The following is a 21,765-nucleotide window of genomic DNA, read 5'->3' as shown; positions in this document are numbered from 1 at the left end:
TTTGTTTACCTTCTCAGAATTATTGTTGTTTTGATGGCACTGAAAGCACCGGAGTTGAGGCTTGATAATCAAAACCACCCAGAAAATAGGACAGGTCGCTATTGACCAAGCTAAGATCGGTTTCCAACCTCAGCGCCTCTAGCTCTATTGCCAGTTCGTCTCTAGAGGCGGTGATCACATCACTAAATTGCGCAGTGCTGTTTTCATAACCTCTTTCTACAGCTTCGGTGCGAGCTTTAGCCTGAGAAAGGAGACTTTGACGATAACGTTCAAGACGTTCGGTGAGGTTTTGCCTATCCATTGTCAGTGCACTGACTTTGGCGTACATCTGAGAAAGCAATGCATCCTTATTAGATTTGGAGGCGACCACTTGATACTCGGCAGCGGCATGATTTTTATCCTGACGATTACCAGTGAACAGAGGAATATCCATCGTGACATAAGCGCTCACTAAATCTGGCGCTGGCTCACCGCGCATATTGTTAGCTTGTCGATGGGCATACATCGCTTCAACGCCAAACTGCGGTTTGTACGCTTCCTCTGCAATGGCTACTTGGGTTTCACTTGCAGCTATTTCAATATCTGCCATGCGAGCCATTGGGTGCTGATTAAGAATGGCGTAGTAGTCCGAACGACTATGCTCTAAAAGACGACCTTCCAACCTCAGCCAGTCTGAAGTCGTGGTCGCCTTAAGAGTCGGCTGATTAGACAACCATTGAGCACCTAACCATTCGGAGAGCTGAGCAATCAGGCGATTTTGCATTTGACGGTTGGCCTGCAACTTTTCATCCAGCTTACTGACCTGCAACTGAGCCTGAATCAGATCTTGAGATTCACTGTTACCAATGGCGTAGTTAGTTTGGATAAAGCGAACCATTTCTCGCATTAGGCCCTGACTTTCCAGCAGCACACGCTCTGACTGTTGCTGAAATCCCAGCTCATACCACAGCTTTGAGATACTGTTTGCTATCTCAAGCTCACGTGTCTGTACTTGAAATTCAATACCATCAGCTTGCTTTTGCGTTTTTTGGTTTTGCAGGGCTAACGTCGACCCTCGTCCAAACTGTTGCATCAAACCCACTGACACGTTTGTCATGGGATCTTGGTCGAATTGAAAGCTGTCCGTTGGTAGACCGCCAACGCCAACTTTTATTACTGGATCTTTCAGCGTAGCGCTAGCAATCCCAGACTGCCTTAACGATTCTGATTGAGCGTAGAATCGAACTCTACTTGCATCATTGGCGATCGACAATTCGATCAGTTGTTGCAGCGTCACTGAACCAAGCTGTTCCTCGCTTGGGTTATTAACTTGCATCGTGGCGACATTGTCTGCCAAAGCAGACATCGGCATCCACAAGGCGGCGCTCACGGTAAGCGCAACCAAAGTAATAGATTTGTTCACGATAGTATCCAATCTGCGCGCTTAAATAATAAGCACGATTAAAAAGCTTCTTAGAGCTCTAAGAAGGGCTGAAAAATTAGATTGGATTACGCTCTAGGGGGTCGATCGAGGCCGTTTGCTCGATAAATAGGACTAAACGCAAGTTCGAGCGTTCTTTTGGAGAAGAGATAATGATGAATACCGTGCATTAAGTCTGCACTGATAACCCCAACACCGTTCGCACACGTTGCGCTACAGCAATTATGCTTTGATTCGCCACCACACTCACTGACGGCGGTTTGCTTAGAAACATTATGATGGGAGTTTGTGGAAGAATCGACACTAGCAGTACAATCTACCATTGCACCATGTTGAGAAGACAAAACAATATCATTAGAAAAAGCCATCGTTGGTGCACTAACGGCTAACGTTGATGCTAATAGCGCAACAATCGTCAGTAACGACATCCAACGTTTTCTAATAACACTAAAGCGCATAACAAGCCTTCTACGAAAAATCTTCTTGAGTGTAGACCCTCCCCTAAGGGGAAGGTCAATAAAACTGTGAAGAAAATTTAGAAATATCGCTGTCTTTTCGCTAAGCCAAATTGAGCTCTAAATACGTTTTCGCTCATTGGGTTATTTTCATATTTTCCGAGCCCAGTCGTCCATAACTCTTCGTCCCGACCATCCATTTTAATACCTTGAAGACAATGTAAAGAATGAATCAGCTCGTGAGCTAGTACCACATAAGGCTCTGCCTTCTCACCTCTTCGGGTTACAACCTGAACGTTGGTAAAACGCATATGACATACGGAACCCGTGGCGTTGGTGGCAGATTTTTGATCTAAAGCGGAATTGTGGCTGCCTCCAGAGATCCAGAATGGACATCCTTGAGGTGCGTGTTTGGCGAGGTTTGAAGGTGTCATGCCTGTCAGCTTTTGGCTGTAATCTTGTGCGTATTCAATCTCAAGGTTGTAGCCACTTTGGGTAAAGTGAAGGTGTGTCGGAACACACATTACATTCACACCTCGAGGAAAAGAACCACGAAAAGCAGGTGTCGCCGCTTGAATCGATGAAAGTAATGATTTTCCTGCTGAAACCTGCTTTAGCTTGCGAAGGTTCTCTTCCATAATCACTCTGAAGTAAGGGTTCTTACTTGGGTCATATTGCACTGCGAATCCAGGAAAAGCGGGAAGGAGTTGAGTAATTTCTGCCATAATTCACCTCTCACTTTGCAGCTTGCGTCTAGTACCATAACGTCCGTGTCTAGAGTGTCATCTGCTCAGCTGATAAAGTTATGTGGTTGTAGCCACGATGAATTTTGAGTCTAGCCTTAATTTAAACAGGCATTGGCAAATAAAAATGAAGTTGGAGGGGGCTCACTATTTGGCGTGGTTTTATTGAAGATGTCATCAATGAAAAGGCAAACAGAATACCCAATATGCGCGAATACGTTCTTTTTGTAACGCTGGGTTAAAAACGCTTCCTGTGACTATTTAACCAAATAGAGCAGTGTCGAACTAACCTGAGGGATTTCTGAACTAGGGTCTTCCCTGCAAGATTGGTGGCAGGTATCACAAGCACTTCCATCAGCAGGGCACTTTTGTCTCATGACGATGTCATCTAACGCCCTGATACCCTGACGAGAGTTCAATTCAATGCTCCGAAAAATCTGGCATTGTGCTTCGTCAGCCGAATCAACTAACCCCAAAATAGAAACACCTTCCTGCTTTGCGATCACCAATAACTCTTCTATTTTACGTCTCAGCTCTGCACTCATCATCTACCTCATAATACTCTAGATAATTGGTTCACTCTCCTTGGACATAACGCATGCTTCCCTACCAGCGATCGAGTTCACTCTAACTGACAGTTATATAATCAAACTACTACGTTAATGAGTTGTTATACAATGGCAGTTTACAAAGCCATACATTATTGTCGCATTAGCGTAGAAGCTCTAAATAGAGCACCACAAAGAGGTTAACAATATGGATTTGATAGTAAAATGAGCGTCTAAATACAGCTATAAAGTAACCCCTGAATCGATTCAGTTTGTGGTTTTGTAATGTATTGTATTTGTGGGGTGTAAATCACTTAAACATCAGCAATTTTAAGCTTATGAACAATGCGTATTTGGAGAAGTTTTGTTCTACAGGTATAAATCTAGATATGATTTGCATGCGCTAGATGGCGATGCTTGCAATAAAATTCAACATAGCCCAAGTAAAATTTCAAACAGTTAAAAGGAGATTTGCAGTAATAAGTCCGCATAATTTTGCATCAGAAGTCAGCAAACTTTAATGAATCCTGGAAATACCTCGTCGTAAAACTACTATGTTGTCACTAGGTATCCTCGAAGAGTGCTGTAGCGTTTTGTAGAAATCTTTTGAACAAAGACAAGTTACGAGTTTTCGAACCACCCAACCTATTTGCATTATTTTATTGTTATCAGCTTACGCTTAAATATAACCTTACCCGTTCCGAAAGCGCTTACATTAGAATTATGCAGAGATTATTTAACAAAATGTCTCATTCGAACCTCTCTCGGTGTCTGGTCGAATACTTGTTTAAACTTAGTGGAGAAGTAATTGCTGTCCTGATAACCAACCCTGAATGCGATATCTGTAATAGATTGATCAGTATACAGAATGTCGGAAAACGCTTTGCTGGTGCGTATGTAGTGCAGATACTGATTAAAATTCATGCCCGTTAATTTCTTCATACTGTTTGTTAACTGACGCGAAGACAGTTTGACCGCCTCAGCAACATCATCAATTTCATTAACGCTAGCATAGTACTGCTGGATATGAGACAAAGCGTAAATGACCTTATCGTTGCTATTAAGCAGATCAGCGTCTTTCATTTTACCCCGCCACAGCTCAACAATAATCTGCTGAAAAATGAACTGAGTAATCATGCGTGACTCTTCACTGTCGATATGTGACTCAACATGCAAGCGTTCGATCAGCTGACGCACACTTTGTGCGGTATTCTCACTAATAAACCAGCCCGTTTCTCTATCTGATTCACCTGGCATAAAACGCTTCAGATCCGAGCAAACTTGCAGCTTATCTTTTTCAAACAGAATATTACTTAAGTAGAGGCCATCTACAGCATCGAATAAATGACGGTCTTTCTTTTTGACAAAGCAAACGTAGTTTTTACTTAGATTCATTGGTACGTCATTCATGACATGTGTACCACATCCTTCGGAAACAATAATAATCTCTTCAAATGAGTGCGCGTGCTCAGGATAAGGCTCCTGAGGAGCTCTGAGCTCAGTAGTGACAGGACTGTTGGAGTTCATAAAGAACTCTCTCGACTTTAGATAGATCATTGCATACCTCTGCTTCCATGAGCGTAAACTTAGATGGTTTAAACTCGTTTTTCCTCGTCGAACATCTCACTTTTGCTCGTTTTTTTACTGATATTTTTAAAAGTGTGAAGGCAAAGTTGCCCACCTTAAAAAACTCACCAAAATACTCGTTTTGGATGTTAATTTTCCAAGGTTTAAATTTCTCAGCTTTGTAAGCTAATCCTAATTCCCTTGTCCTCCACATGGATAATACGTGGCGTTTTAGAGGGAAACAAACGAGAACAAAATTCACACACTTGAATTTAAAGACATAAGAAACAAGAGCTTACAAGTAGCAAGGAGACAATCATGTCTGAAGCGATTACCTCTACACAAACGCAAGAAACAGAAGCAACCCTCAATGAATATGAACAAGAGCAGGTGCCCAGACACAAACTACTTGGCTGGCGGCACTTTCTCGGCTCCTATTCCGGTGAACATGTAGCCGGTACTGAGTTTGTAATCGGTGCAGCTTTTGTCGCCTGGGGAGCCAGCACATTTGATATCCTGATGGGTCTGGTGGTTGGTAACCTGATGGCAGTGCTGACCTGGGCACTCATTACCGCACCTATCGCAACCCAATCCCGATTAACTGTCTACGAATACCTGCGCAGAGTCGCAGGTCCAGGCTTTAACAAAGTCTATAACGTGGTCAACGCCGTGCTCTTCTGTGCTCTGGGCGGGGCAATGATCACAGTATCGGCCTCTGCGGTACGTATCTTATTTGATATTCCGGCGCAGACACACTGGTATCCAACCAGTGCTGCGTTCGTTGCAGTGGCACTCGCTGTAGGTGCTATTGTAGTAGCCATTGCAGTATTGGGCTTTCAGAAATGCGCTCAGTTCGCAACCGTTTGTTCACCATGGCTGCTTGTTGTGTTTGTAACTGGCGGAATGGTTGCACTTCCAGCACTGAGCAATATTGGGAACGGTGAAACCTTTACTGGCTTCGGTCAGTTCTTGTCTCTGGCGGATCAGTACATCTGGACTGGACAAACGCCTGATGGTTCACCATCTATGACCTTCTGGCAGATTGCTGCTTTCGCTTGGGTATGTAACCTAGCAATGCACGGCTCTTTAGGAGACATGGCACTGCTACGTTTTGCTAAAAGCTCAAAATACGGTTACTTCTCAGCATTTGGTATGTTCTTCGGTCACTACATTGCATGGATCTGTGCCGGTATCATGGGTGCGGGAGCTATGCTTCTGATGCAAACTACAATGTCTAACTTGGACGCTGGCGGTATCGCTCACGCGGTTCTTGGCACGACAGGTATCGTTGCGGTAATCATTGCAGGGTGGACAACGTCTAATCCAACTATCTACCGTGCAGGTCTGGCAATCCAAAGTATCTTCCCGAACAAATCGCGTGCATACATCACGACTATCGTTGGTGTTGTTACCGCTATTATTGCTTGTTTCCCATTCGTATTTACCCGCTTATTAGACTTTGTGGGCTACATGGGTCTTCTGCTGGCACCAGTTGGCGCAATCATCCTGTCTGAGCACTGGGTATTCAAGAAAATCGGTCTGACTCCACTTTGGTCTAAGTACCAAGGTAACGACCTGAACAAAGCGGCACTTATCACTTGGGCTATTGGTGTTGTTTTTGCGATAACGTGTGAACAGATGGGCATCCTGCATTTGTTCTTCCTTTTTGTACCGACTTACCTACTGTCTATGGCCGTTTACATCACGTTAGCGAAATCTATGGGTGCCGGTCATAACTACGCTAAACAGGAAACGGAATACCAACAAGAGCAGAATCAACGTGAAGAGTACCATGCTGAACTAGCGAAACGCGAAGCAGCACAACAGACTGAAGCTAAGCCAGCCAGTCTGCTGGAGAAAGCTTCCGGCGCGATTGCTCTGGCCTCTCTGGCTGCGTTGGTAGTTTCTGCATTGAAAGTCTGGGGCGCAGGTGCTGACTACCAAGTGGCATTCGAGTCCTTTAAAGCGTTCGCGATTTATCCGACTGTAATTTACTTTATCTCAGCGACCACCTGGATCACTCTGCGTGACAAAGCTTAAGAGAGTATATAAATGAATGACTTAATCAGAAAAGCCTTTGTTATGCAGCTCAATGAAAGCTGTAAGGCAGAATACAAAAAACGACATGATGAAATCTGGCCAGAGTTGGTGGACGTTCTGAAAAGTCACGGCGGTCACAACTACTCCATCTTTCTCAATGAGGAGACTAATCAGCTATTTGGTTATGTCGAAATCGAGAGTGAGGAGCGTTGGGGTCGGGTTGCCAATACTGAGACTTGTCAGAAATGGTGGGCTTATATGCAAGACATTATGGCAACCAATCCGGATAACTCTCCGTTGTCTGTAACCCTAGATTCCGTCTTCTATCTGACTTAACGTTAAGACCAATCGCAGTAAATAACCAGTCACTAAGCCTCGCTATATTGCGAGGCTTATTATTTGACAGTGACGAATTTTTTCCATCTGCGCTTCCCCCTTTACCGTTCAACTGCTTCCTTCTTCAAAAGAACATAAAACCAAACATTTAGAGAAGCTCTGGCAGAACTTTATCTATGCAGTATCACGTTGTTTATCAAAACTTTGAAACGCCGCATGAGCTTCTTGAAAAAAACGCACCAATTGCGTTTTTACGGGGGGATTTTTGAAGTTATTCGGTCGCAAAAAACGGTGTAATAGCTCTAAAGAACAAGAGGTGGTATTCATGATGAAGGCTGTGATTGCAATAGACCTTGGGGCGTCAAGCGGACGTGTCATGGTCGGTTATCTAAACAACGGAAAAATCGAACTCGAAGAGTTTCACCGTTTTCAAAACCAGCAAGTGATGCATGGTAATGAGTCGTGCTGGGATCTCTACTCAATTCTAGAAGAGATCAAAGTAGGCATCAATAAAGTAGTGGCGACAGGTATTGAGATTACTTCACTGGCCATAGACACCTGGGGGGTCGATTTTGTGCTGCTAAACAAGTTTGGTAAACACTTAGGTGAGTTTGTCAGCTACCGTGATGCACGTACAGAAGGTGTCCTAGATAAGCTGTTAGCGGATAATCAGCTAACCCTGCAAGATATCTACACTACAACGGGCATTCAGTTCCTGTCTTTTAACACCATTAACCAGTTAAAAGCGATCCACGATCAACAGCCTGAATGGTATGGCGAGATTGATACCTTGCTGTTTATTCCGGATTACCTTAACTACAAGCTATCCGGCGTTAAACACTGTGAGTACACCAATGCCTCCACCAGTCAGCTTCTGGACTGCAAAGAGAAAGTGTGGAGCAAGGAGCTTATTAACGCATGTGGTGCAAAAATAAACTGGTTCCTGCCACCTAAAATGCCAAACCGCATTATTGGTGAGTACCACTTAGGCGATGTACGAATCCCGGTATGCTCTGTGGCAAGTCATGATACCGCATCAGCAGTAGCAGCAACACCAATCACTCATGAGACTATGGCTTACCTGAGTTCCGGCACCTGGTCTCTAGTGGGGATTGAGAGCTTTGAACCTTACACCGACGAACTTGCTTACCAATACAACCTGACCAACGAAGGTAATGTGGATGGTCGCTATCGCGTACTGAAAAATATCATGGGCTTGTGGCTGATTCAGCGCATTAAAGCAGAAAACCCATCACTGACGTTCCCGGATATCGCTAGTCTGGCACGCCAGGCACAGCCGTTTAAGTATATCGTCAACCCTAATGACAATGATTTCTTAAATCCTGCGTCGATGACACATGCGATTAAAAACTGGTTCAACAAGCGTGACATGGAAGCGCCGGAAACTCTTTCCGAAGTCATTCGCTGTATCTACGACAGCTTAGTCCTAGCGTACGACAGGGTACTGACCGAGCTTGCGGAAGTCACCGGCAAATCCATAACTGAATTACGTATTGTCGGCGGCGGCACGCAAGATAAGTTCCTGAACCAACTTTGTGCCGATGTTTGTCAGATCAGGGTATCGACCGAACCGACAGAAGCCTCGGCACTGGGCAACGTGATTAACCAGTTTATCGCGTCCAACATTATTACCTCGCTGGAAGAAGGCCGCCAGATTATCGATGCCTCTTCCGATGTGAAGAGCTTCACTGCAAACCCTATTGAGGGATTGGAACAAATCAAATCCCAATTCCAACAAATAACTAAATAAGGTACATAACCATGAGCAAAGAGCAGATCATTTCAGCTTACAAACAAGCAAAAGCGGTTTTTGAAAAATACGGTGTGGACACAGATAAAGCAATGGAGCTACTGAGCCAGACAGCAATCTCTATGCACTGCTGGCAAGGCGACGATGTACGTGGTTTTGAATCGCCAGAAACAGCCCTGAGTGGTGGTATCCAAGCAACGGGTAACCACCCGGGCGCGGCAAAAACACCAGATCAACTGCGTGCGGACATGGAAAAAGCTTTCTCTCTTATTCCGGGTAAGAAGCGCGTTAACCTGCACGCGATTTACATCGATGCCGATGAATATGTTGAACGTGATCAAATCAAACCTGAGCACTTTTCTCGATGGGTTGAGTGGGCGAAAAAACAAGGGCTTGGTCTGGACTTCAACCCGACTCTGTTCTCTCACCCTAAAGCAGACGACGGTCTGACGCTGTCTCACCCGGACGAAGATATCCGTCAGTTTTGGATTGAACACGTAAAAGCGAGCCGTAAGATTTCTGAATACTTTGGCCGTGAACTTGGCACAGCATCATTTATGAACATCTGGATCCCGGACGGCATGAAAGATCAACCTGTTGACCGCCTTTCTCCACGCACACGTCTTGCAGACTCTCTGGACAAAGCTCTAGCTGAGAAGATTTCTCCTGAGTTCCACAAAGATGCTGTAGAGAGCAAACTGTTCGGTATAGGCGCAGAAGCATTCACCGTTGGCAGCAACGAGTTCTATCTAGCGTACGCTGCAACCCGCGGCACGGCACTATGCCTTGATGCAGGCCATTTCCACCCAACTGAAGTGATCAGCGACAAAATCAGTGCATGTTCACTGTACGTCAATGACCTACAGCTACATGTAACCCGTCCGGTTCGCTGGGACTCTGACCACGTGGTGTCGTTCGATGACGAAACGCAGGCAATCATGCGTGAAATCGTACGCAACAACCTGCTGGATCGCGTAGCAATTGGCTTGGACTTTTTTGATGCATCAATCAACCGCGTAGCGGCTTGGGTTATCGGTACCCGCAACGCACAAAAAGCACTACTTAAAGCCCTGCTTGAACCAGTAGAGCAACTAAAAGCGGCAGAAGCATCCTTCGATTACACCACACGCCTTGGACTGATTGAAGAGGCTCATTCTCTACCATGGGCAGCTGTATGGAATTACCACTGTTTGCAAAACGAAGTCCCGGTTGGCTTTGATTGGATCAACGATGTGAAGGATTACGAAGCAACCATTCTGGAAACACGTTAATTCAAACCGCTCAACAATCAAACAAGTCAGATTCTACGTCTGACTTGTTTGGCTAAGTTAACTAGATATAAAAGGCTAATACTATGATTCAATTAAACGATGCAGTGATATGTGAAATAGAGAAAGTCAGTGAAGTTTCTCAGTACCTTTGGCAACGTGAATGGGCAGAGCGCAACGGCGGTAACATCTCTGTGGACGTCACAGATCTATTCGATGAAATCCCGCAAGTTGACGTGCAAGAAAAAACACTGCCACTGCAACTGCCAATAGAAAGTGCTAACCGCATTTATTACGTAAAAGGTACTGGCCAACGAATCCGTGAACTGCGGGAGCCTGACTATGCGGGTTGTGTACTTAAAGTCAACGCAGCGGCAAACGGTTACCAAATCATCTGGGGCGGAAAAGCGAGTGAAGATTTCGCCCCAACCTCTGAATTTATCAGCCATATTAAGATTCTTGTAGAAAAAAGCAAAGCAGGCTCTGACCACAAATCCGTAGTTCACACTCACCCACTTGAACTGATTGCGCTTTCTCATCACTCAGACATTTCAAAGAGCAGCGAGCTGTTCACCCATACCTGCTGGAAGATGCTGCCGGAAGTCCGTGCATTCGTCCCACGCGGTATCGGCATGATCCCGTACTGTCTGCCTTCTTCAGAAGAGTTGGCGGATGGTACAACAGCAGCATTGCTTAAGCATGACGTTGCGATCTGGGAAAAACACGGTGCAACCGCTTCCGGTGCCGATGCGCTGCAAGCATTTGATTACGTAGATGTCGCCAACAAAGGCGCAAAATTATACCTGATGTGTATAGCTGCTGGTTATGAGCCTGAAGGTGTGACGAGAAAAAATATGGATATTTTGAAACGAGAATTCAATCTATAGAGGTATATATTATGAGTGTGTTCAAACTAGCTTTTCCGAAGATCAACTACTCCGGTGTTGGCTCAATTGAAGCATTAGTTGAACGTCTGACTGAAGAGCATGGCAGTGAAAAAGGTCTTCTGATCTGCGACCCGGCTCTGGTAGAGCTCGGCTTTGCTGACAAACTTCTCAGCAGTCCGCTTAACCTGATGCTTTTCAAAGATGTGCGTCCAAACCCGGACACCAATACCGTGAACAGCGCATACAAGATGTATTCTGAGTCTGAGGCGCAGTTTATTATTGGTTTCGGTGGTGGCAGCTCAATTGATACCGCGAAAGCCATCAAAATCCTTTCTGCTAATGATGGTCCGATTGCAGCGTATAACGGTATTGAGAAAGTAATAACGCTTGGCGTTCCTCTTTACGCTCTCAATACCACTGCAGGTACAGCGGCAGAAGTGACGAGTAACGCAGTGATCACTGATACAGAGACACACGTTAAACACGTAATTATCTCGGACAAGATCATTCCAGAAATTTCAGTGAACGATCCTAGTGTTATGCTTGGTGTTCCAAGCGGTACAACGGCAGCAACCGGTATTGATGCATTAACACACGCGGTTGAATCTTTTGTATCTGTTGGGGCACACAAACTAACCGATTATATTTCTCTGGAAGCAATCAAAACCATCGCGCAAAACTTACCAAAAGCGGTTGATGACGGCACAAGTATCGAAGCACGTGAAATGATGGCATACGGTCAGTTTATCGCCGGCTTGTCATTTAACAGTGCAGGTCTGGGTATGGTTCACGCAATGGCTCACCCTGCCGGTGCTCACAAAGACTTACCACACGGGGTATGCAATGCAATTCTATTGCCTGTCGTGTGTGAGTTTAACCGCCCTTACTGCGTTGAAAAATTTGCCCGGGTTGCCAAGGCGCTTGACGCAGACACCTCTGGTATGACCGTAGAAGAAGCAAGTCTGGCAGCGATAGATGAACTTCATGCTCTTAACCGCCGAGTAGGCATCCCTGAAGGCTTTGCTCAACTAGGCGTAACGGAAGAAGATATTCAGAGCTGGGCAGATGATGCTCTGGCAGACCCTTGTGCAGGCGGTAACCCGCATCCAATGACTCGTGATCAAGTAATCGCACTGTATAGAAAAGCACTGTAGCTCCGGAAGATTCAGTATTTACTCTTTGTTCCGCAACACAAATGCCAACAAAACCATGTTGGCATTTCCCTATTTCCCCTATATCCAGTTGAAATTTATCAACACTGTTTGTTGCGTATGCATTATCAACCAAGTCTTGGTACTTATGTAAGCACCAAGACTTTCTGTTTATGTATCTTGTCCGTAATTACGGCTGCATTCTAGATCTCTCCTAATCCTGTTTCTAATTATTCTCTGGTATGCAGGCTCCTTTGCGCGTCTGATGAATAAAGTCTGCTATCAGAAAAAATAGGTAAATCTGCAGAAATAGAAGATTACACTAAGCACTCGGCTATCAAACTTTGGGGCATGAGTAAGTCAACCTCGTAAGATAGCTAGTTGAGATAGTTCATGTGATTCAGTGGACGGTATGGATAGATTCCTGTTATCACAGGAAAGACGGTAATTAGCGAAGATCTGATGAGATTTAGATAGCAAAACGCCGCTTATAAAAGCGGCGTTTTCAATGGGTGGAAGCCCCAGCCACATCCCGGCACACAAGTCACTCGCTGCGGCTGCTTCCTTCCGGACCTGACCGAGTTCACGAGCTATTGTTGCGGGAGGACCAGGGCCTCCATAGATTTTGTTGCTTTGCTTGGTGAAGGGTCACTGTTGCAAGGCGTGGGAGGATTATCAGGTATCGTGACGATGAATGCAAGGCCATCACTGCAAATTTGTACCCTAAGTAGATTAAGTGCTTACAGAATAGTCAAAGCGCAGACACTGTAGTCAATGTCTGCGCTTTGACTTGTTCAAAAAGGGCTTTAAGGTTCTTGCTGTTCTTCGTCTATGCTCAGAATGTAATCGGTCATCCATGCTGTGCCCAATAAACAGAGCCAAACAACAAATACTGGTTTAGGCACCTCTATCGATGGCACCACGACTAAGGCGGCAAAACCTACCGTGGGCAGTGTCCAGCACAACAGCTTGTTCCAACGAAATGTTTTCAGCCTTCCGAGACTTTCCATCGAAGCTAAAATTCCGGTCATACACAAAGATACCAGCGCGGCGTATGGCAAACCGGCCGCCCAAATTGGCAATATCAATGCCAATGACCACCAGCTATGCTCAGTTGAACCTTTCCAGTTTCGCGCCGCATACCAAGCAACGAAAACTGAGAAAGCTTGAACGAGTGTTACCATAGGGGTGCCACCTAATTTACCCGCGGATTGGGTGAGCATAATACCCACATTCAGGGTCAAGACTATGAGCCCTATGATGCTGACGACCCATATATTACTTCGTTTGGAAAACGCGACAGAAAACACTGGGATTAGTATCCAAACTGCCACCGACATCGCAATGGACTGAAGGGGCAAAGTGAGGCCATATACCACCATTGATGCAAGCAGCATCAGTCCTGCTATGCCACCCTGAGGCAAGATCCACAGCGCAGGGATCATCATCGCTAGCACAGGGATATCCCCTTCGGTAACGCTGATAGTTCTAGCACAAACTACAACAAGTAGACTTGTGATTATGAATTGAAAAACGGAAAATACCATAGCTCCTCCTTATTACCTATCCTTGGCAAAATGAACTAGGACATCTTCAGTATGGATCAATTTAAAGCGCAAATCTTTGCAGTAATTCACCAAATTCCACTTGGAAAAGTCGCGACTTACGGCCAAATTGCCAAAATGGCGGGCTATCCGGGTTATGCGCGCCATGTTGGTAAAGCCTTAGGCAACTTACCTGAAGGCAGTACATTACCTTGGCATCGAGTGATTAATGGCAAAGGGGAGATATCGCTGAAAGGAGATGATTTCTTGAGGCAGAGAGCGCGATTAATGGAGGAAGGTGTGGCGTTTTCAATCAAAGGTAAGGTTCGTTTGAAAGAATTTGGATGGCAGCCATAACTGCCATCCAGTGATAGGTATTAGCGCACGCCAACTAACATCATATTTACGTTTGCTGTTTGGTTCGCGTCTGTGATAACAGGGTATGAGGTGTCACTGATAAAACGCAGCTTGCCATCTACTTCAATGCGAGCGCTCACACTATAAGTATGCTTCGCTTTAATATCTGCCATGTCGTAGCTTAACTCAAAATCAAACGGCACTTGTGCACCATCGGTTGTAAAGGTTTGCTCACTGATCACTGTGGCAGCAACGTCTTGTAGCGATACATCTTGAAGTTTTACTGTCACTACGGCATTAGGCGGTAATGCAATACGCTCTCTGTAAGCAATTGTGCCTTTCACTGATGACATACTGTCTTCCATCTTCTTCTGTTGTTCAACTTGAGATGCCGCGTCTGATTGAGGTGCAGATTGACACCCTACCAAGCCTAGACCTAAAGCAATAACCAGCGTACCGACGAGTGTCTTTTTCATGATGCCTCTCTTGAGTTTTTGATTACAACCTGTGCAAAAAACAGGAACAATATGCAATAAACATATCAGATATACGGTATCTCGCTTAACAAAAACACGCTTTTTTTCAATAAATTCACCCAATTCCTACATTTTTCTCTGCTTGACGAAATTGACAGCAAAACCCACACTTGGCTAATAAAGTTATGAATAAAAGATGGGTGCTATGAGTAAACCACTAAGCGATTTATTAGAACTATTACAGCTAGAACAGCTCGAAGTTGACTTGTTCCGAGGGCAAAGTGAGAACCTTGGTTTACCGCAAGTTTATGGCGGCCAAGTGATTGGACAAGCGCTGTCTGCAGCGCGTTATACCGTAGCTGAAGATAGAACAGTTCACTCCTTCCACAGTTACTTTCTCTACCCCGGTGACCCAGAAAAGCCCATCATTTACGATGTGGAGAACTTGAGAGATGGTAAGAGTTTTAGTACTCGCCGCGTCAAAGCCATCCAAAATGGTCGCCCCATTTTCTACTTAACGGCAAGTTACCATGGCGAGGCTCCAGGCTTTGAGCATCAAAGCGCTATGCCAGAAATACCGGGACCAGAAAACTACGCTTCAGAATCTGAATTGGCAGCACGAATCGCTGACTTTCTCCCAGAAAAGCTTCGCAAAGCTTTTTGCGGTGAAAAACCGATTGAAATGCGTCCGGTGACCGTCATCAATCCATTGAAGCCAGAGAAGGCAGAGCCCAAACAATACCTTTGGATTCGTGCGAACGGTGAGATGCCAGACAATCAGCTTATCCACCAGTACCTACTTGGATACGCATCTGATTGGGGTTTCTTAACTACCGCACTGCATCCCCATGGTGTTACCTTGTTAACCCCTAAATTTCAGGTTGCCACCATCGACCATTCCATCTGGTTCCATCGTCCTGTAAAAATGGATGAGTGGTTGTTGTACGTAATAGATAGCCCGAACGCTAGTAACTCTCGAGGATTGGTTCGTGGCGAAATTTTCAACCAAAAAGGTGAGCTCATTGCTTCTTCAGTTCAAGAAGGGGTTATGCGCTTTACCGACGAAACGTCACGATACTAATAAAAAGGCGGGGAATCATCCCCGCCTTTCGTCCTGACTCTGATTCTCAGGTTAGTGAGGGTATTTGCCCCACTTTCGATTGATTAGATAATTCACCACACGACGAGCGAATCCTGAGTAAGGTGAATGCAAAAATCCAATCGCTGACATCTTGCCTTGGTGCATGATTGGACGCAGTTTAGAAAAAGTCTCAAACCCTTCGCGCCCATGATAATGCCCCATACCACTTGGTCCTACACCACCGAACGGCAAATCATGCTGTGCCACATGAAGCATCACATCATTGATAGTTAGCGCGCCGGACATGGTGTTTTCCAACACCGCTTGTTGCAGTTCTTTATCATCAGAGAATAGATACAGCGCCAGTGGTCGGTCACGTTCATTAATGAAATGGTAAACATCGTCCATGGATTTGTAAGTCAGCACTGGCAAGATAGGACCAAAAATCTCTCTGGTCATGACAGGCTCATCGCAAGCGGGGCTTACCACTAAATGTAAAGGAAAACGTCGAGTCTGAGCGTCTGGCTCACTTGCTGGGATAAGGTTAATCACCTCGCCCTGCCCTTCCTTCGCCGATTGAAGCGTCTCGTTAAGACGAGTAAACGACACCTCATCTATCACTGCAGTGTAGTCTGGGTGGTCAATGGTTTTATAACGACTCTTCATCACTGATTTCGCCGCTTTAATCACCTGCTTGAGCTTGTCTTCCGGTACTAACAAATAATCTGGTGCCACACATGTCTGCCCAGAGTTATACACTTTGCCGCCAAGGATACGCTTTAGTGCTTTCTTCACATCGTAATCTGGTGCGATGATGGTTGGCGATTTTCCGCCCAATTCTAAGGTCACCGGTGTTAGATTTTCTGCCGCCGCCGCCATAACCTTGCGGCCCGTCGCACCTGAACCAGTAAAGATAAGATGGTCAAATGGCAGTTTTGAGAACGCTTTACCCGTCGAGCCAGTTTCGGAGATAAAACACACTTCATCTTCGGTAAATGCACTGGAAAATGCTTGCGCTAAAGCTTGGCAGAGATGAGTTGAGTTCTCCGACATTTTTACCATGACACGGTTACCCGCAGCTAACGCGGCGGTCATAGGCCCCACAGCCAAATAAAGGGGATAGTTCCAAGGTACGATAATCCCAACGACACCTAACGGTTGAGGCACGACTTTATTTCTCGCAGGCCAGAACCAAACTGAAGTATGACGTTGTTTTGGACGCATCCATTTTTTTAGCTGCTTTCTGGCATCAATAATGCCATCAATGGAAGAAAAAATTTCTAGCAGCGCTGTTTCTGTTGAAGAACGATGCCCAAAGTCCTTAGCGATGGCTTCACAGATCTCAGATTGATTCTCTCGCAGGATTTTTTCCAGTTTGAGCAGGTTGACGCGTCTGAGTTCGCGACTAATACAAGGAGACTCTTTAAATGCGACTTTCTGTTCTTGAAGCCGCTCTATCATCTGTTGTTCATTGAGTTCAACTGCACTCATTAATGCGCTCCTGTATCAAGTAATGTGTCTAATAGTTGTTGGCACTCCGCTACCGTCATCTCTTCAGGTACCGGATACTCACCAAACGCTTCCTTAATCGCTTGTTTTGCCAAGCGAGGAATGTCGGACTTCTTAAGCTTCGGTATCACCGTTGGAATATTCAGAGTACGGAGCAACGAATCGACATTTTCAATAAAGTGATGACTGTCTTTATATCCCAAGGCCAGCGACAGTTCTGTCAGTCTGGCGTTATCTCTTTGTTCAATAAAGCGAAGTACATGGGGCAAAACCACCGCATTGGCCCTGCCATGGGGAACATGGTAAAAAGCCCCTAGTTGATGGGCAATTGCATGAACATAACCAATATAAGTTCGAGTAAACGCCAAGCCAGCCTCATAGCTCGCTATAGCCATTTTTTCTCGCGCGACTTTGTCACTACCTTGCAGATAAGCAGCTGGAAGATAGTCGAAAATTGCTTGAATTGCGTTGATTGAGCACGTTTCAGTAAAGGTATTTGAATATTGGCTCAAATAAGATTCAACGGCATGAGTTAAGGCATCCGCCCCCGTTTCTGCGGTAATTTGTGGGGGTAAGCCCAACATAATATCAGGGTCTAACACCGCCACTTTCGGGACTAAGAACGGATCGGTAATAGAGCGCTTCATTTTGGACTCTACATCGCTGACTACCGCCGCTACCGTCCCTTCAGAGCCTGTGCCTGCTGTTGTTGGAATCGCGATAATGGGCATCAGTGGACGGTGTACTTTAAGCAATCCCGTCAGCTTAGAGACATCTTTGTTAGATTTCGCACTGCCAGCAATCGCCTTAGCGCAGTCCATTGGTGACCCACCTCCGAACGCAATAATGCCATCGCAACTCTGCTGTTTATAACGCTCAACGCCTTTGCGAACCGTGGCAAAGTCGGGGTCAGGAAGGACTTCATCAAACAAACTGTATTCAATAGCGGCGGCGTCCAATGCGGCCAGCATATCATCGAGCAGTCCCAGTTTTCTCAACACTCCATCCGTTACCACTAACGGCCTTTTCACTGAATACTGATGACATAGTGATGGAACGTTAAGTACTTGACCAGAGCCCGACAAGCACTCTGGCTTAGGCACTGGTACCATTTTGATAAACGGTTTTTTTACCGACACCATTAACTGATGCAGCATATGACACTCCTTTGCCTGCCAATTTTGATATGAATCTAGTCTATTTTTATAGAGTGATTACTCAGACGAAGCAAGCTTGATGGCAATAAGTTGAGAGCTTTTACTGAATCAACGTATCGGTAACGCCGTGGTGTACTTCAACGGTTCCATCGCAAATGTAGAGGTCACATTAGACAAACCATCAATGCTATTGACTAGCTTTTTGTAAAACTCATCAAAGCACTTCATGTCTTTAACCAGCACTTTCATCATGTAGTCATACTCACCAGCCATGCGATAAAACTCCATCACTTCCGGAAAAAGTGATGCGGTTTCGACAAATTCTTTATACCACTCATGTGAGTGATCAGTCGTTTTGACTTGCACGAAAGCGGTGAATGACAAGCCGAGCTTTTCTGGATCTAGCAAAGCAACACGTTTATCAATGATTCCTTGATCTTCGAGTTTTTTTAGTCGCTTCCAACACGGTGTAGTTGTCAAATTTACCGCATCAGCTAACTCATTTAGTGACAAGGTGCCGTCCTGTTGTAAAAGTGCAAGCAACTTTTTATCGGTATTATCTATATCCACCAAACTCTCCAAATAGAAAACTTTTCTACTAATTTGCAAAACCACAGACAATATAGCAAAGTTTTTCTCTGGGTATGTAGGTAAATTATCACCATATTAAAAAGAAAATAGGACGCTCAACTATGCACAACGACCAAAAATGGGTAAATGACGCCATCCGTAAAATTGAGGCAGACTTCCAACGCTCAGCCGATACGCACCTGATCAAACTCGATCTTCCAAGCATCGAGGGTATCGATGTTTATCTAAAAGATGAAAGTACACACCCTACTGGTTCGCTAAAACACCGTTTAGCGCGTTCTCTTTTCCTTTATGCGCTTTGTAACGGTTGGATTGGTCCAAAGACGACGGTTATTGAATCATCATCAGGTAGCACTGCGGTTTCTGAAGCTTACTTCGCGCGCCTACTTGGTTTGCCATTTATCGCAGTTATGCCAAAGAGCACAGCTCGTAAGAAGATCGAGCAAATCGAATTCTATGGCGGTAAAGCTCACCTAGTTGATCGTCCTGACCAAATCTATGCAGAATCTCACCGCTTAGCGAAAGAACTTAACGGTCACTATATGGACCAATTTACCTACGCAGAACGTGCTACAGACTGGCGTGGTAACAACAACATTGCCAACTCTATTTTTAATCAAATGGAGCTAGAAGATCATCCGATTCCTACATGGGTAGTAATGAGCCCAGGGACTGGCGGTACATCTGCAACAATCGGACGCTTTATCCGTTATCAAATGCACGACACTAAATTGTGTGTTGTCGACCCAGAGAATTCCGTGTTCCATGACTTCTTCAAAACAGGTAATGCTGATATTACCGGTGACTGTGGTAGCAAAATTGAAGGCATTGGCCGCCCTCGTGTGGAGCCTAGCTTTATCCCAGGTGTGGTCGATGAAATGCGCACCATTCCTGATGCGGCAAGTATTGCTACCATCCACTGGTTGGAGAAAATGTTAGGTCGTAAAGTCGGGGCATCGACAGGTACTAACTTATACGGTGTGTTGCAATTGGCTGGCGAAATGAAAAAGCGCGGCGAGAAAGGCTCTATTGTCACCCTACTATGTGACAGTGGCGAGCGTTATCTAGACACTTACTACAATGCAGAATGGATTAATAACAACATTGGCGATCTACAACCTTACACTGACAAGCTAGAAAGCTTCGAAGCGACAGGTGAACTGGCTTAATCTTCAATGAAGACCAAACGCCACTTCGGTAAGCGAAGTGGCGTTTTTATTTGTTACGATTCAAACAGTATTAATAGCGCTGATAATCAGATTTAACACGCTCTTGAGCTTTCGAAATATAGTGTACAAGGTCTCTATAACTATCATCTAACTGGCCAATCAGTTCCACATCAGCTTCATCATTCGCCACGCGCTGCAGGCAATCATGATAAGACTTGGCTTTGTCACCGAAAAACTGCAAAGGCCCGCCAACACTAGCTAACTGGCGGGTTTCATCATGATGAGCGACTATTTGGCCGAAGATGGTTTCGTGTTCTTTGAGCTCCAATAGCGAATGTTCGTACTCGGCGCCGATGAGTTTAGAATGGGCAGTCGTCCACATATTGGTGTATTGTGCGACTGCGCTTGAAGCGTAAATATCTACTGTGCTTTTGTAAATCACATCTACCGTATCAGATGAGAGCGACAAAATAGACTGGGTGTCTTGCACTATCTCTGCCGCACCTCGTGACGCTTCCGCTACTTGGCTTGAGACCAATTCAATATTGTCTCCCGCTCGATTCGTGCTGCCTTCAATGCGTTCAACCAATCCGGAAATTTCACTGGCGGCTTCATTGGCTCTGCCCGCTAAAGAGCGCACCTCATCAGCTACTACTGCAAAACCACGACCATGCTCACCAGCGCGCGCCGCTTCAATGGCAGCATTTAACGCCAGTAAATTCGTTTGCTCGGATATCTGGTGGATAATACTAATAAACTGAGTGATATCGCTGGTAAGTACCTGAAGAGCTGCGACGGTTTCTTTGCTCGTTGCCGCTGACTGAGAGACTTCATCCAGCGACTGATACATAGCATGCAACTGCTGCTGAGTGCTTTCAAACACGCCAAGATTAGCCTGCAACTGATCACTTTGAGCGATAAGTTGGTTATTGGCCTGTTCAATATTGGCGGTGGTGGAGATCAGTTGCGTCGTCACGCTATTTAAGAATCGACGCGAACGGGTTTTCTGCGAAGACAACTGCTGCTCCAGCCGCTCGATAGTTTGCTCACGAAGCGCCAACTCTTGCTGCAATTGCTCAATCTGGCAAGCGAAAGTGTCCGTCTGTTGTTTTTGCTGTTGCAACTGCTGCTGAGTGTTTAGTAACTGTTTTTTGGATGCAAACATAAATCATGACCACTGCGGTTCTTGTTATTCTTTATTAACGTTAGCATTGAGGTGCTAAATAGAAATGGACTAAAGAGTAAGTTGTGATTAGTGGCAGTGGGTATACCCCGATTAGGGTATGGACGGGTGAGCGTCTTGCGGCGATTTATCGACTTAAATGGCTATCACAAAAAAGTGATTCTCTTCCTCAAAAGGAAGAGAATCTAATGACTATTTCTTGTTTTGACGCGCTTCAAACGCGGCCAACTGTTCAGGTGTCGCTTTAGGTTGGTGGTTGGTTTTCCACTCATCATAAGTCATACCGTAAACACGCTCTCGGGCATCATCGATGTCCAGCGCCAATCCTTCATTTTCAGCTTCTGCTTTATACCATTTGCTAAAACAGTTACGGCAGAATCCTGCAAGAATCATAAGATCGATGTTCTGCACATCTTTGTTTTCATCAAGGTGAGTCAACAGCTTACGAAATACCGCCGCATCCAGTTTATCTTGCTGCTCTTGAGGAAGATCTTTGTATTTAAATTCAGCCAC

General features: G+C 45.2%; 21 protein-coding genes and 1 other RNA gene. 9 read left to right on the top strand and 13 right to left on the bottom strand.

Annotation, left to right across the window (positions count from 1 at the left end; genetic code table 11):
- Positions 1 to 19: 19 nt before the first annotated feature.
- The 5 genes from JKJ11_RS04910 to JKJ11_RS04890 all read right to left on the bottom strand — a co-directional run bounded on the left by JKJ11_RS04910 (position 20) and on the right by JKJ11_RS04890 (position 4,693).
- Positions 20 to 1,351, bottom strand: coding sequence for a TolC family protein (locus tag JKJ11_RS04910; RefSeq protein ID WP_503060915.1), 1,332 nt, complete (start codon positions 1,349 to 1,351; stop codon positions 20 to 22).
- Positions 1,352 to 1,488: 137 nt separating this feature from the next.
- A complete protein-coding gene (locus tag JKJ11_RS04905) occupies positions 1,489 to 1,878 on the bottom strand; it encodes a hypothetical protein (protein ID WP_096441575.1) in 390 nt (129 codons plus the stop codon).
- Positions 1,879 to 1,955: 77 nt separating this feature from the next.
- A complete protein-coding gene (locus JKJ11_RS04900; RefSeq protein ID WP_006071363.1) occupies positions 1,956 to 2,600 on the bottom strand; it encodes a type III secretion system effector protein in 645 nt (214 codons plus the stop codon).
- A gap of 275 nt (positions 2,601 to 2,875) precedes the next feature.
- A complete protein-coding gene (locus JKJ11_RS04895) occupies positions 2,876 to 3,166 on the bottom strand; it encodes a hypothetical protein (protein WP_006071364.1) in 291 nt (96 codons plus the stop codon).
- Between the two features lie 732 nt (positions 3,167 to 3,898).
- The gene (locus JKJ11_RS04890; protein WP_252038806.1) at positions 3,899 to 4,693 is read right to left on the bottom strand and encodes a helix-turn-helix domain-containing protein; all 795 of its coding nucleotides are present in this window, start codon (positions 4,691 to 4,693) and stop codon (positions 3,899 to 3,901) included.
- 357 nt (positions 4,694 to 5,050) lie between these two features.
- Here JKJ11_RS04890 and JKJ11_RS04885 point away from each other — a divergent pair, with 357 nt between their 5' ends.
- The 6 genes from JKJ11_RS04885 (at position 5,051) to JKJ11_RS04860 (ending at position 12,188) form a co-directional block, all read left to right on the top strand.
- On the top strand, positions 5,051 to 6,772 hold the full coding sequence (locus JKJ11_RS04885; protein WP_252038805.1) for a purine-cytosine permease family protein: 1,722 nt from the start codon (positions 5,051 to 5,053) through the stop codon (positions 6,770 to 6,772).
- A 12-nt stretch (positions 6,773 to 6,784) separates the two neighbouring features.
- Positions 6,785 to 7,108 (top strand): L-rhamnose mutarotase, encoded by a 324-nt coding sequence (gene rhaM, locus JKJ11_RS04880; protein ID WP_006071368.1) that lies wholly within the window; start codon positions 6,785 to 6,787, stop codon positions 7,106 to 7,108.
- 325 nt (positions 7,109 to 7,433) lie between these two features.
- Positions 7,434 to 8,879 (top strand): rhamnulokinase, encoded by a 1,446-nt coding sequence (gene rhaB / locus JKJ11_RS04875; protein WP_252038804.1) that lies wholly within the window; start codon positions 7,434 to 7,436, stop codon positions 8,877 to 8,879.
- A gap of 11 nt (positions 8,880 to 8,890) precedes the next feature.
- Positions 8,891 to 10,150 (top strand): L-rhamnose isomerase, encoded by a 1,260-nt coding sequence (locus JKJ11_RS04870; protein WP_006071370.1) that lies wholly within the window; start codon positions 8,891 to 8,893, stop codon positions 10,148 to 10,150.
- 83 nt (positions 10,151 to 10,233) lie between these two features.
- Entirely contained in the window at positions 10,234 to 11,034 is an 801-nt protein-coding gene (gene rhaD, locus JKJ11_RS04865; RefSeq protein WP_006071371.1) for a rhamnulose-1-phosphate aldolase, read from the top strand.
- Positions 11,035 to 11,045: 11 nt separating this feature from the next.
- Positions 11,046 to 12,188, top strand: coding sequence for an iron-containing alcohol dehydrogenase (locus tag JKJ11_RS04860; RefSeq protein WP_252038803.1), 1,143 nt, complete (start codon positions 11,046 to 11,048; stop codon positions 12,186 to 12,188).
- 513 nt (positions 12,189 to 12,701) lie between these two features.
- Here JKJ11_RS04860 and ffs read toward each other — a convergent pair.
- Positions 12,702 to 12,798, bottom strand: an RNA gene (ffs, locus tag JKJ11_RS04855) — signal recognition particle sRNA small type.
- A gap of 193 nt (positions 12,799 to 12,991) precedes the next feature.
- Complete coding sequence (locus tag JKJ11_RS04850; protein ID WP_031496556.1) at positions 12,992 to 13,732, bottom strand: VP0952 family biofilm-associated protein; 741 nt, start codon at positions 13,730 to 13,732, stop codon at positions 12,992 to 12,994.
- A gap of 51 nt (positions 13,733 to 13,783) precedes the next feature.
- Between JKJ11_RS04850 and JKJ11_RS04845 the strand changes: the two genes are divergently transcribed.
- Positions 13,784 to 14,086 (top strand): MGMT family protein, encoded by a 303-nt coding sequence (locus tag JKJ11_RS04845; protein ID WP_124940781.1) that lies wholly within the window; start codon positions 13,784 to 13,786, stop codon positions 14,084 to 14,086.
- A 20-nt stretch (positions 14,087 to 14,106) separates the two neighbouring features.
- Here JKJ11_RS04845 and JKJ11_RS04840 read toward each other — a convergent pair whose 3' ends face one another.
- Positions 14,107 to 14,562, bottom strand: coding sequence for a YbaY family lipoprotein (locus JKJ11_RS04840; RefSeq protein WP_252038802.1), 456 nt, complete (start codon positions 14,560 to 14,562; stop codon positions 14,107 to 14,109).
- A 205-nt stretch (positions 14,563 to 14,767) separates the two neighbouring features.
- Here JKJ11_RS04840 and tesB point away from each other — a divergent pair, with 205 nt between their 5' ends.
- The gene (gene tesB / locus JKJ11_RS04835; protein ID WP_038222333.1) at positions 14,768 to 15,643 is read left to right on the top strand and encodes an acyl-CoA thioesterase II; all 876 of its coding nucleotides are present in this window, start codon (positions 14,768 to 14,770) and stop codon (positions 15,641 to 15,643) included.
- Between the two features lie 51 nt (positions 15,644 to 15,694).
- On the opposite strand, the gene JKJ11_RS04830 is transcribed toward tesB, so the two are convergent.
- The 3 genes from JKJ11_RS04830 to JKJ11_RS04820 form a co-directional block, all read right to left on the bottom strand.
- Positions 15,695 to 17,134, bottom strand: a complete 1,440-nt coding sequence (locus tag JKJ11_RS04830) for a coniferyl aldehyde dehydrogenase (RefSeq protein WP_240207087.1) — start codon at positions 17,132 to 17,134, stop codon at positions 15,695 to 15,697.
- The gene (locus JKJ11_RS04825; RefSeq protein ID WP_252038801.1) at positions 17,134 to 18,309 is read right to left on the bottom strand and encodes an iron-containing alcohol dehydrogenase; all 1,176 of its coding nucleotides are present in this window, start codon (positions 18,307 to 18,309) and stop codon (positions 17,134 to 17,136) included. Before JKJ11_RS04825 ends, JKJ11_RS04830 begins: the two co-directional genes overlap by 1 nt.
- A gap of 108 nt (positions 18,310 to 18,417) precedes the next feature.
- Positions 18,418 to 18,879: an Lrp/AsnC family transcriptional regulator gene (locus tag JKJ11_RS04820; RefSeq protein ID WP_006071395.1), complete on the bottom strand. Its 462-nt coding sequence runs from the start codon at positions 18,877 to 18,879 to the stop codon at positions 18,418 to 18,420.
- A gap of 122 nt (positions 18,880 to 19,001) precedes the next feature.
- Between JKJ11_RS04820 and JKJ11_RS04815 the strand changes: the two genes are divergently transcribed.
- Positions 19,002 to 20,069 (top strand): PLP-dependent cysteine synthase family protein, encoded by a 1,068-nt coding sequence (locus JKJ11_RS04815; RefSeq protein WP_107306230.1) that lies wholly within the window; start codon positions 19,002 to 19,004, stop codon positions 20,067 to 20,069.
- A 70-nt stretch (positions 20,070 to 20,139) separates the two neighbouring features.
- On the opposite strand, the gene JKJ11_RS04810 is transcribed toward JKJ11_RS04815, so the two are convergent.
- Positions 20,140 to 20,919: a methyl-accepting chemotaxis protein gene (locus JKJ11_RS04810; protein WP_252039098.1), complete on the bottom strand. Its 780-nt coding sequence runs from the start codon at positions 20,917 to 20,919 to the stop codon at positions 20,140 to 20,142.
- Positions 20,920 to 21,444: 525 nt separating this feature from the next.
- On the bottom strand, positions 21,445 to 21,765 hold the full coding sequence (locus JKJ11_RS04805; protein WP_006071398.1) for a DUF1244 domain-containing protein: 321 nt from the start codon (positions 21,763 to 21,765) through the stop codon (positions 21,445 to 21,447).

Origin of the sequence: Vibrio sp. SCSIO 43133 (assembly GCF_023716845.1) — a bacterium.
GTDB lineage: Bacteria > Pseudomonadota > Gammaproteobacteria > Enterobacterales > Vibrionaceae > Vibrio > Vibrio mediterranei.
Note: the sequence above shows the minus strand (reverse complement) of the source record. Positions and strands in the feature narration are given on the sequence as shown.

What these genes read in the sequence shown, in the direction of transcription:
- JKJ11_RS04850 (WP_031496556.1), bottom strand. Translation starts at nt 13,732, where the DNA reads ATGGTATTTTCCGTTTTTCAATTCATAATCACAAGTCTACTTGTTGTA.
- JKJ11_RS04900 (WP_006071363.1), bottom strand. Translation starts at nt 2,600, where the DNA reads ATGGCAGAAATTACTCAACTCCTTCCCGCTTTTCCTGGATTCGCAGTG.
- JKJ11_RS04840 (WP_252038802.1), bottom strand. Translation starts at nt 14,562, where the DNA reads ATGAAAAAGACACTCGTCGGTACGCTGGTTATTGCTTTAGGTCTAGGC.
- rhaD (WP_006071371.1), top strand. Translation starts at nt 10,234, where the DNA reads ATGATTCAATTAAACGATGCAGTGATATGTGAAATAGAGAAAGTCAGT.
- JKJ11_RS04895 (WP_006071364.1), bottom strand. Translation starts at nt 3,166, where the DNA reads ATGATGAGTGCAGAGCTGAGACGTAAAATAGAAGAGTTATTGGTGATC.
- JKJ11_RS04870 (WP_006071370.1), top strand. Translation starts at nt 8,891, where the DNA reads ATGAGCAAAGAGCAGATCATTTCAGCTTACAAACAAGCAAAAGCGGTT.
- JKJ11_RS04890 (WP_252038806.1), bottom strand. Translation starts at nt 4,693, where the DNA reads ATGAACTCCAACAGTCCTGTCACTACTGAGCTCAGAGCTCCTCAGGAG.
- JKJ11_RS04810 (WP_252039098.1), bottom strand. Translation starts at nt 20,919, where the DNA reads ATGTATCAGTCGCTGGATGAAGTCTCTCAGTCAGCGGCAACGAGCAAA.
- JKJ11_RS04910 (WP_503060915.1), bottom strand. Translation starts at nt 1,351, where the DNA reads ATGCCGATGTCTGCTTTGGCAGACAATGTCGCCACGATGCAAGTTAAT.
- tesB (WP_038222333.1), top strand. Translation starts at nt 14,768, where the DNA reads ATGAGTAAACCACTAAGCGATTTATTAGAACTATTACAGCTAGAACAG.
- JKJ11_RS04860 (WP_252038803.1), top strand. Translation starts at nt 11,046, where the DNA reads ATGAGTGTGTTCAAACTAGCTTTTCCGAAGATCAACTACTCCGGTGTT.
- JKJ11_RS04905 (WP_096441575.1), bottom strand. Translation starts at nt 1,878, where the DNA reads ATGCGCTTTAGTGTTATTAGAAAACGTTGGATGTCGTTACTGACGATT.
- JKJ11_RS04825 (WP_252038801.1), bottom strand. Translation starts at nt 18,309, where the DNA reads ATGCTGCATCAGTTAATGGTGTCGGTAAAAAAACCGTTTATCAAAATG.
- rhaB (WP_252038804.1), top strand. Translation starts at nt 7,434, where the DNA reads ATGATGAAGGCTGTGATTGCAATAGACCTTGGGGCGTCAAGCGGACGT.
- JKJ11_RS04885 (WP_252038805.1), top strand. Translation starts at nt 5,051, where the DNA reads ATGTCTGAAGCGATTACCTCTACACAAACGCAAGAAACAGAAGCAACC.
- JKJ11_RS04830 (WP_240207087.1), bottom strand. Translation starts at nt 17,134, where the DNA reads ATGAGTGCAGTTGAACTCAATGAACAACAGATGATAGAGCGGCTTCAA.
- JKJ11_RS04845 (WP_124940781.1), top strand. Translation starts at nt 13,784, where the DNA reads ATGGATCAATTTAAAGCGCAAATCTTTGCAGTAATTCACCAAATTCCA.
- rhaM (WP_006071368.1), top strand. Translation starts at nt 6,785, where the DNA reads ATGAATGACTTAATCAGAAAAGCCTTTGTTATGCAGCTCAATGAAAGC.
- JKJ11_RS04815 (WP_107306230.1), top strand. Translation starts at nt 19,002, where the DNA reads ATGCACAACGACCAAAAATGGGTAAATGACGCCATCCGTAAAATTGAG.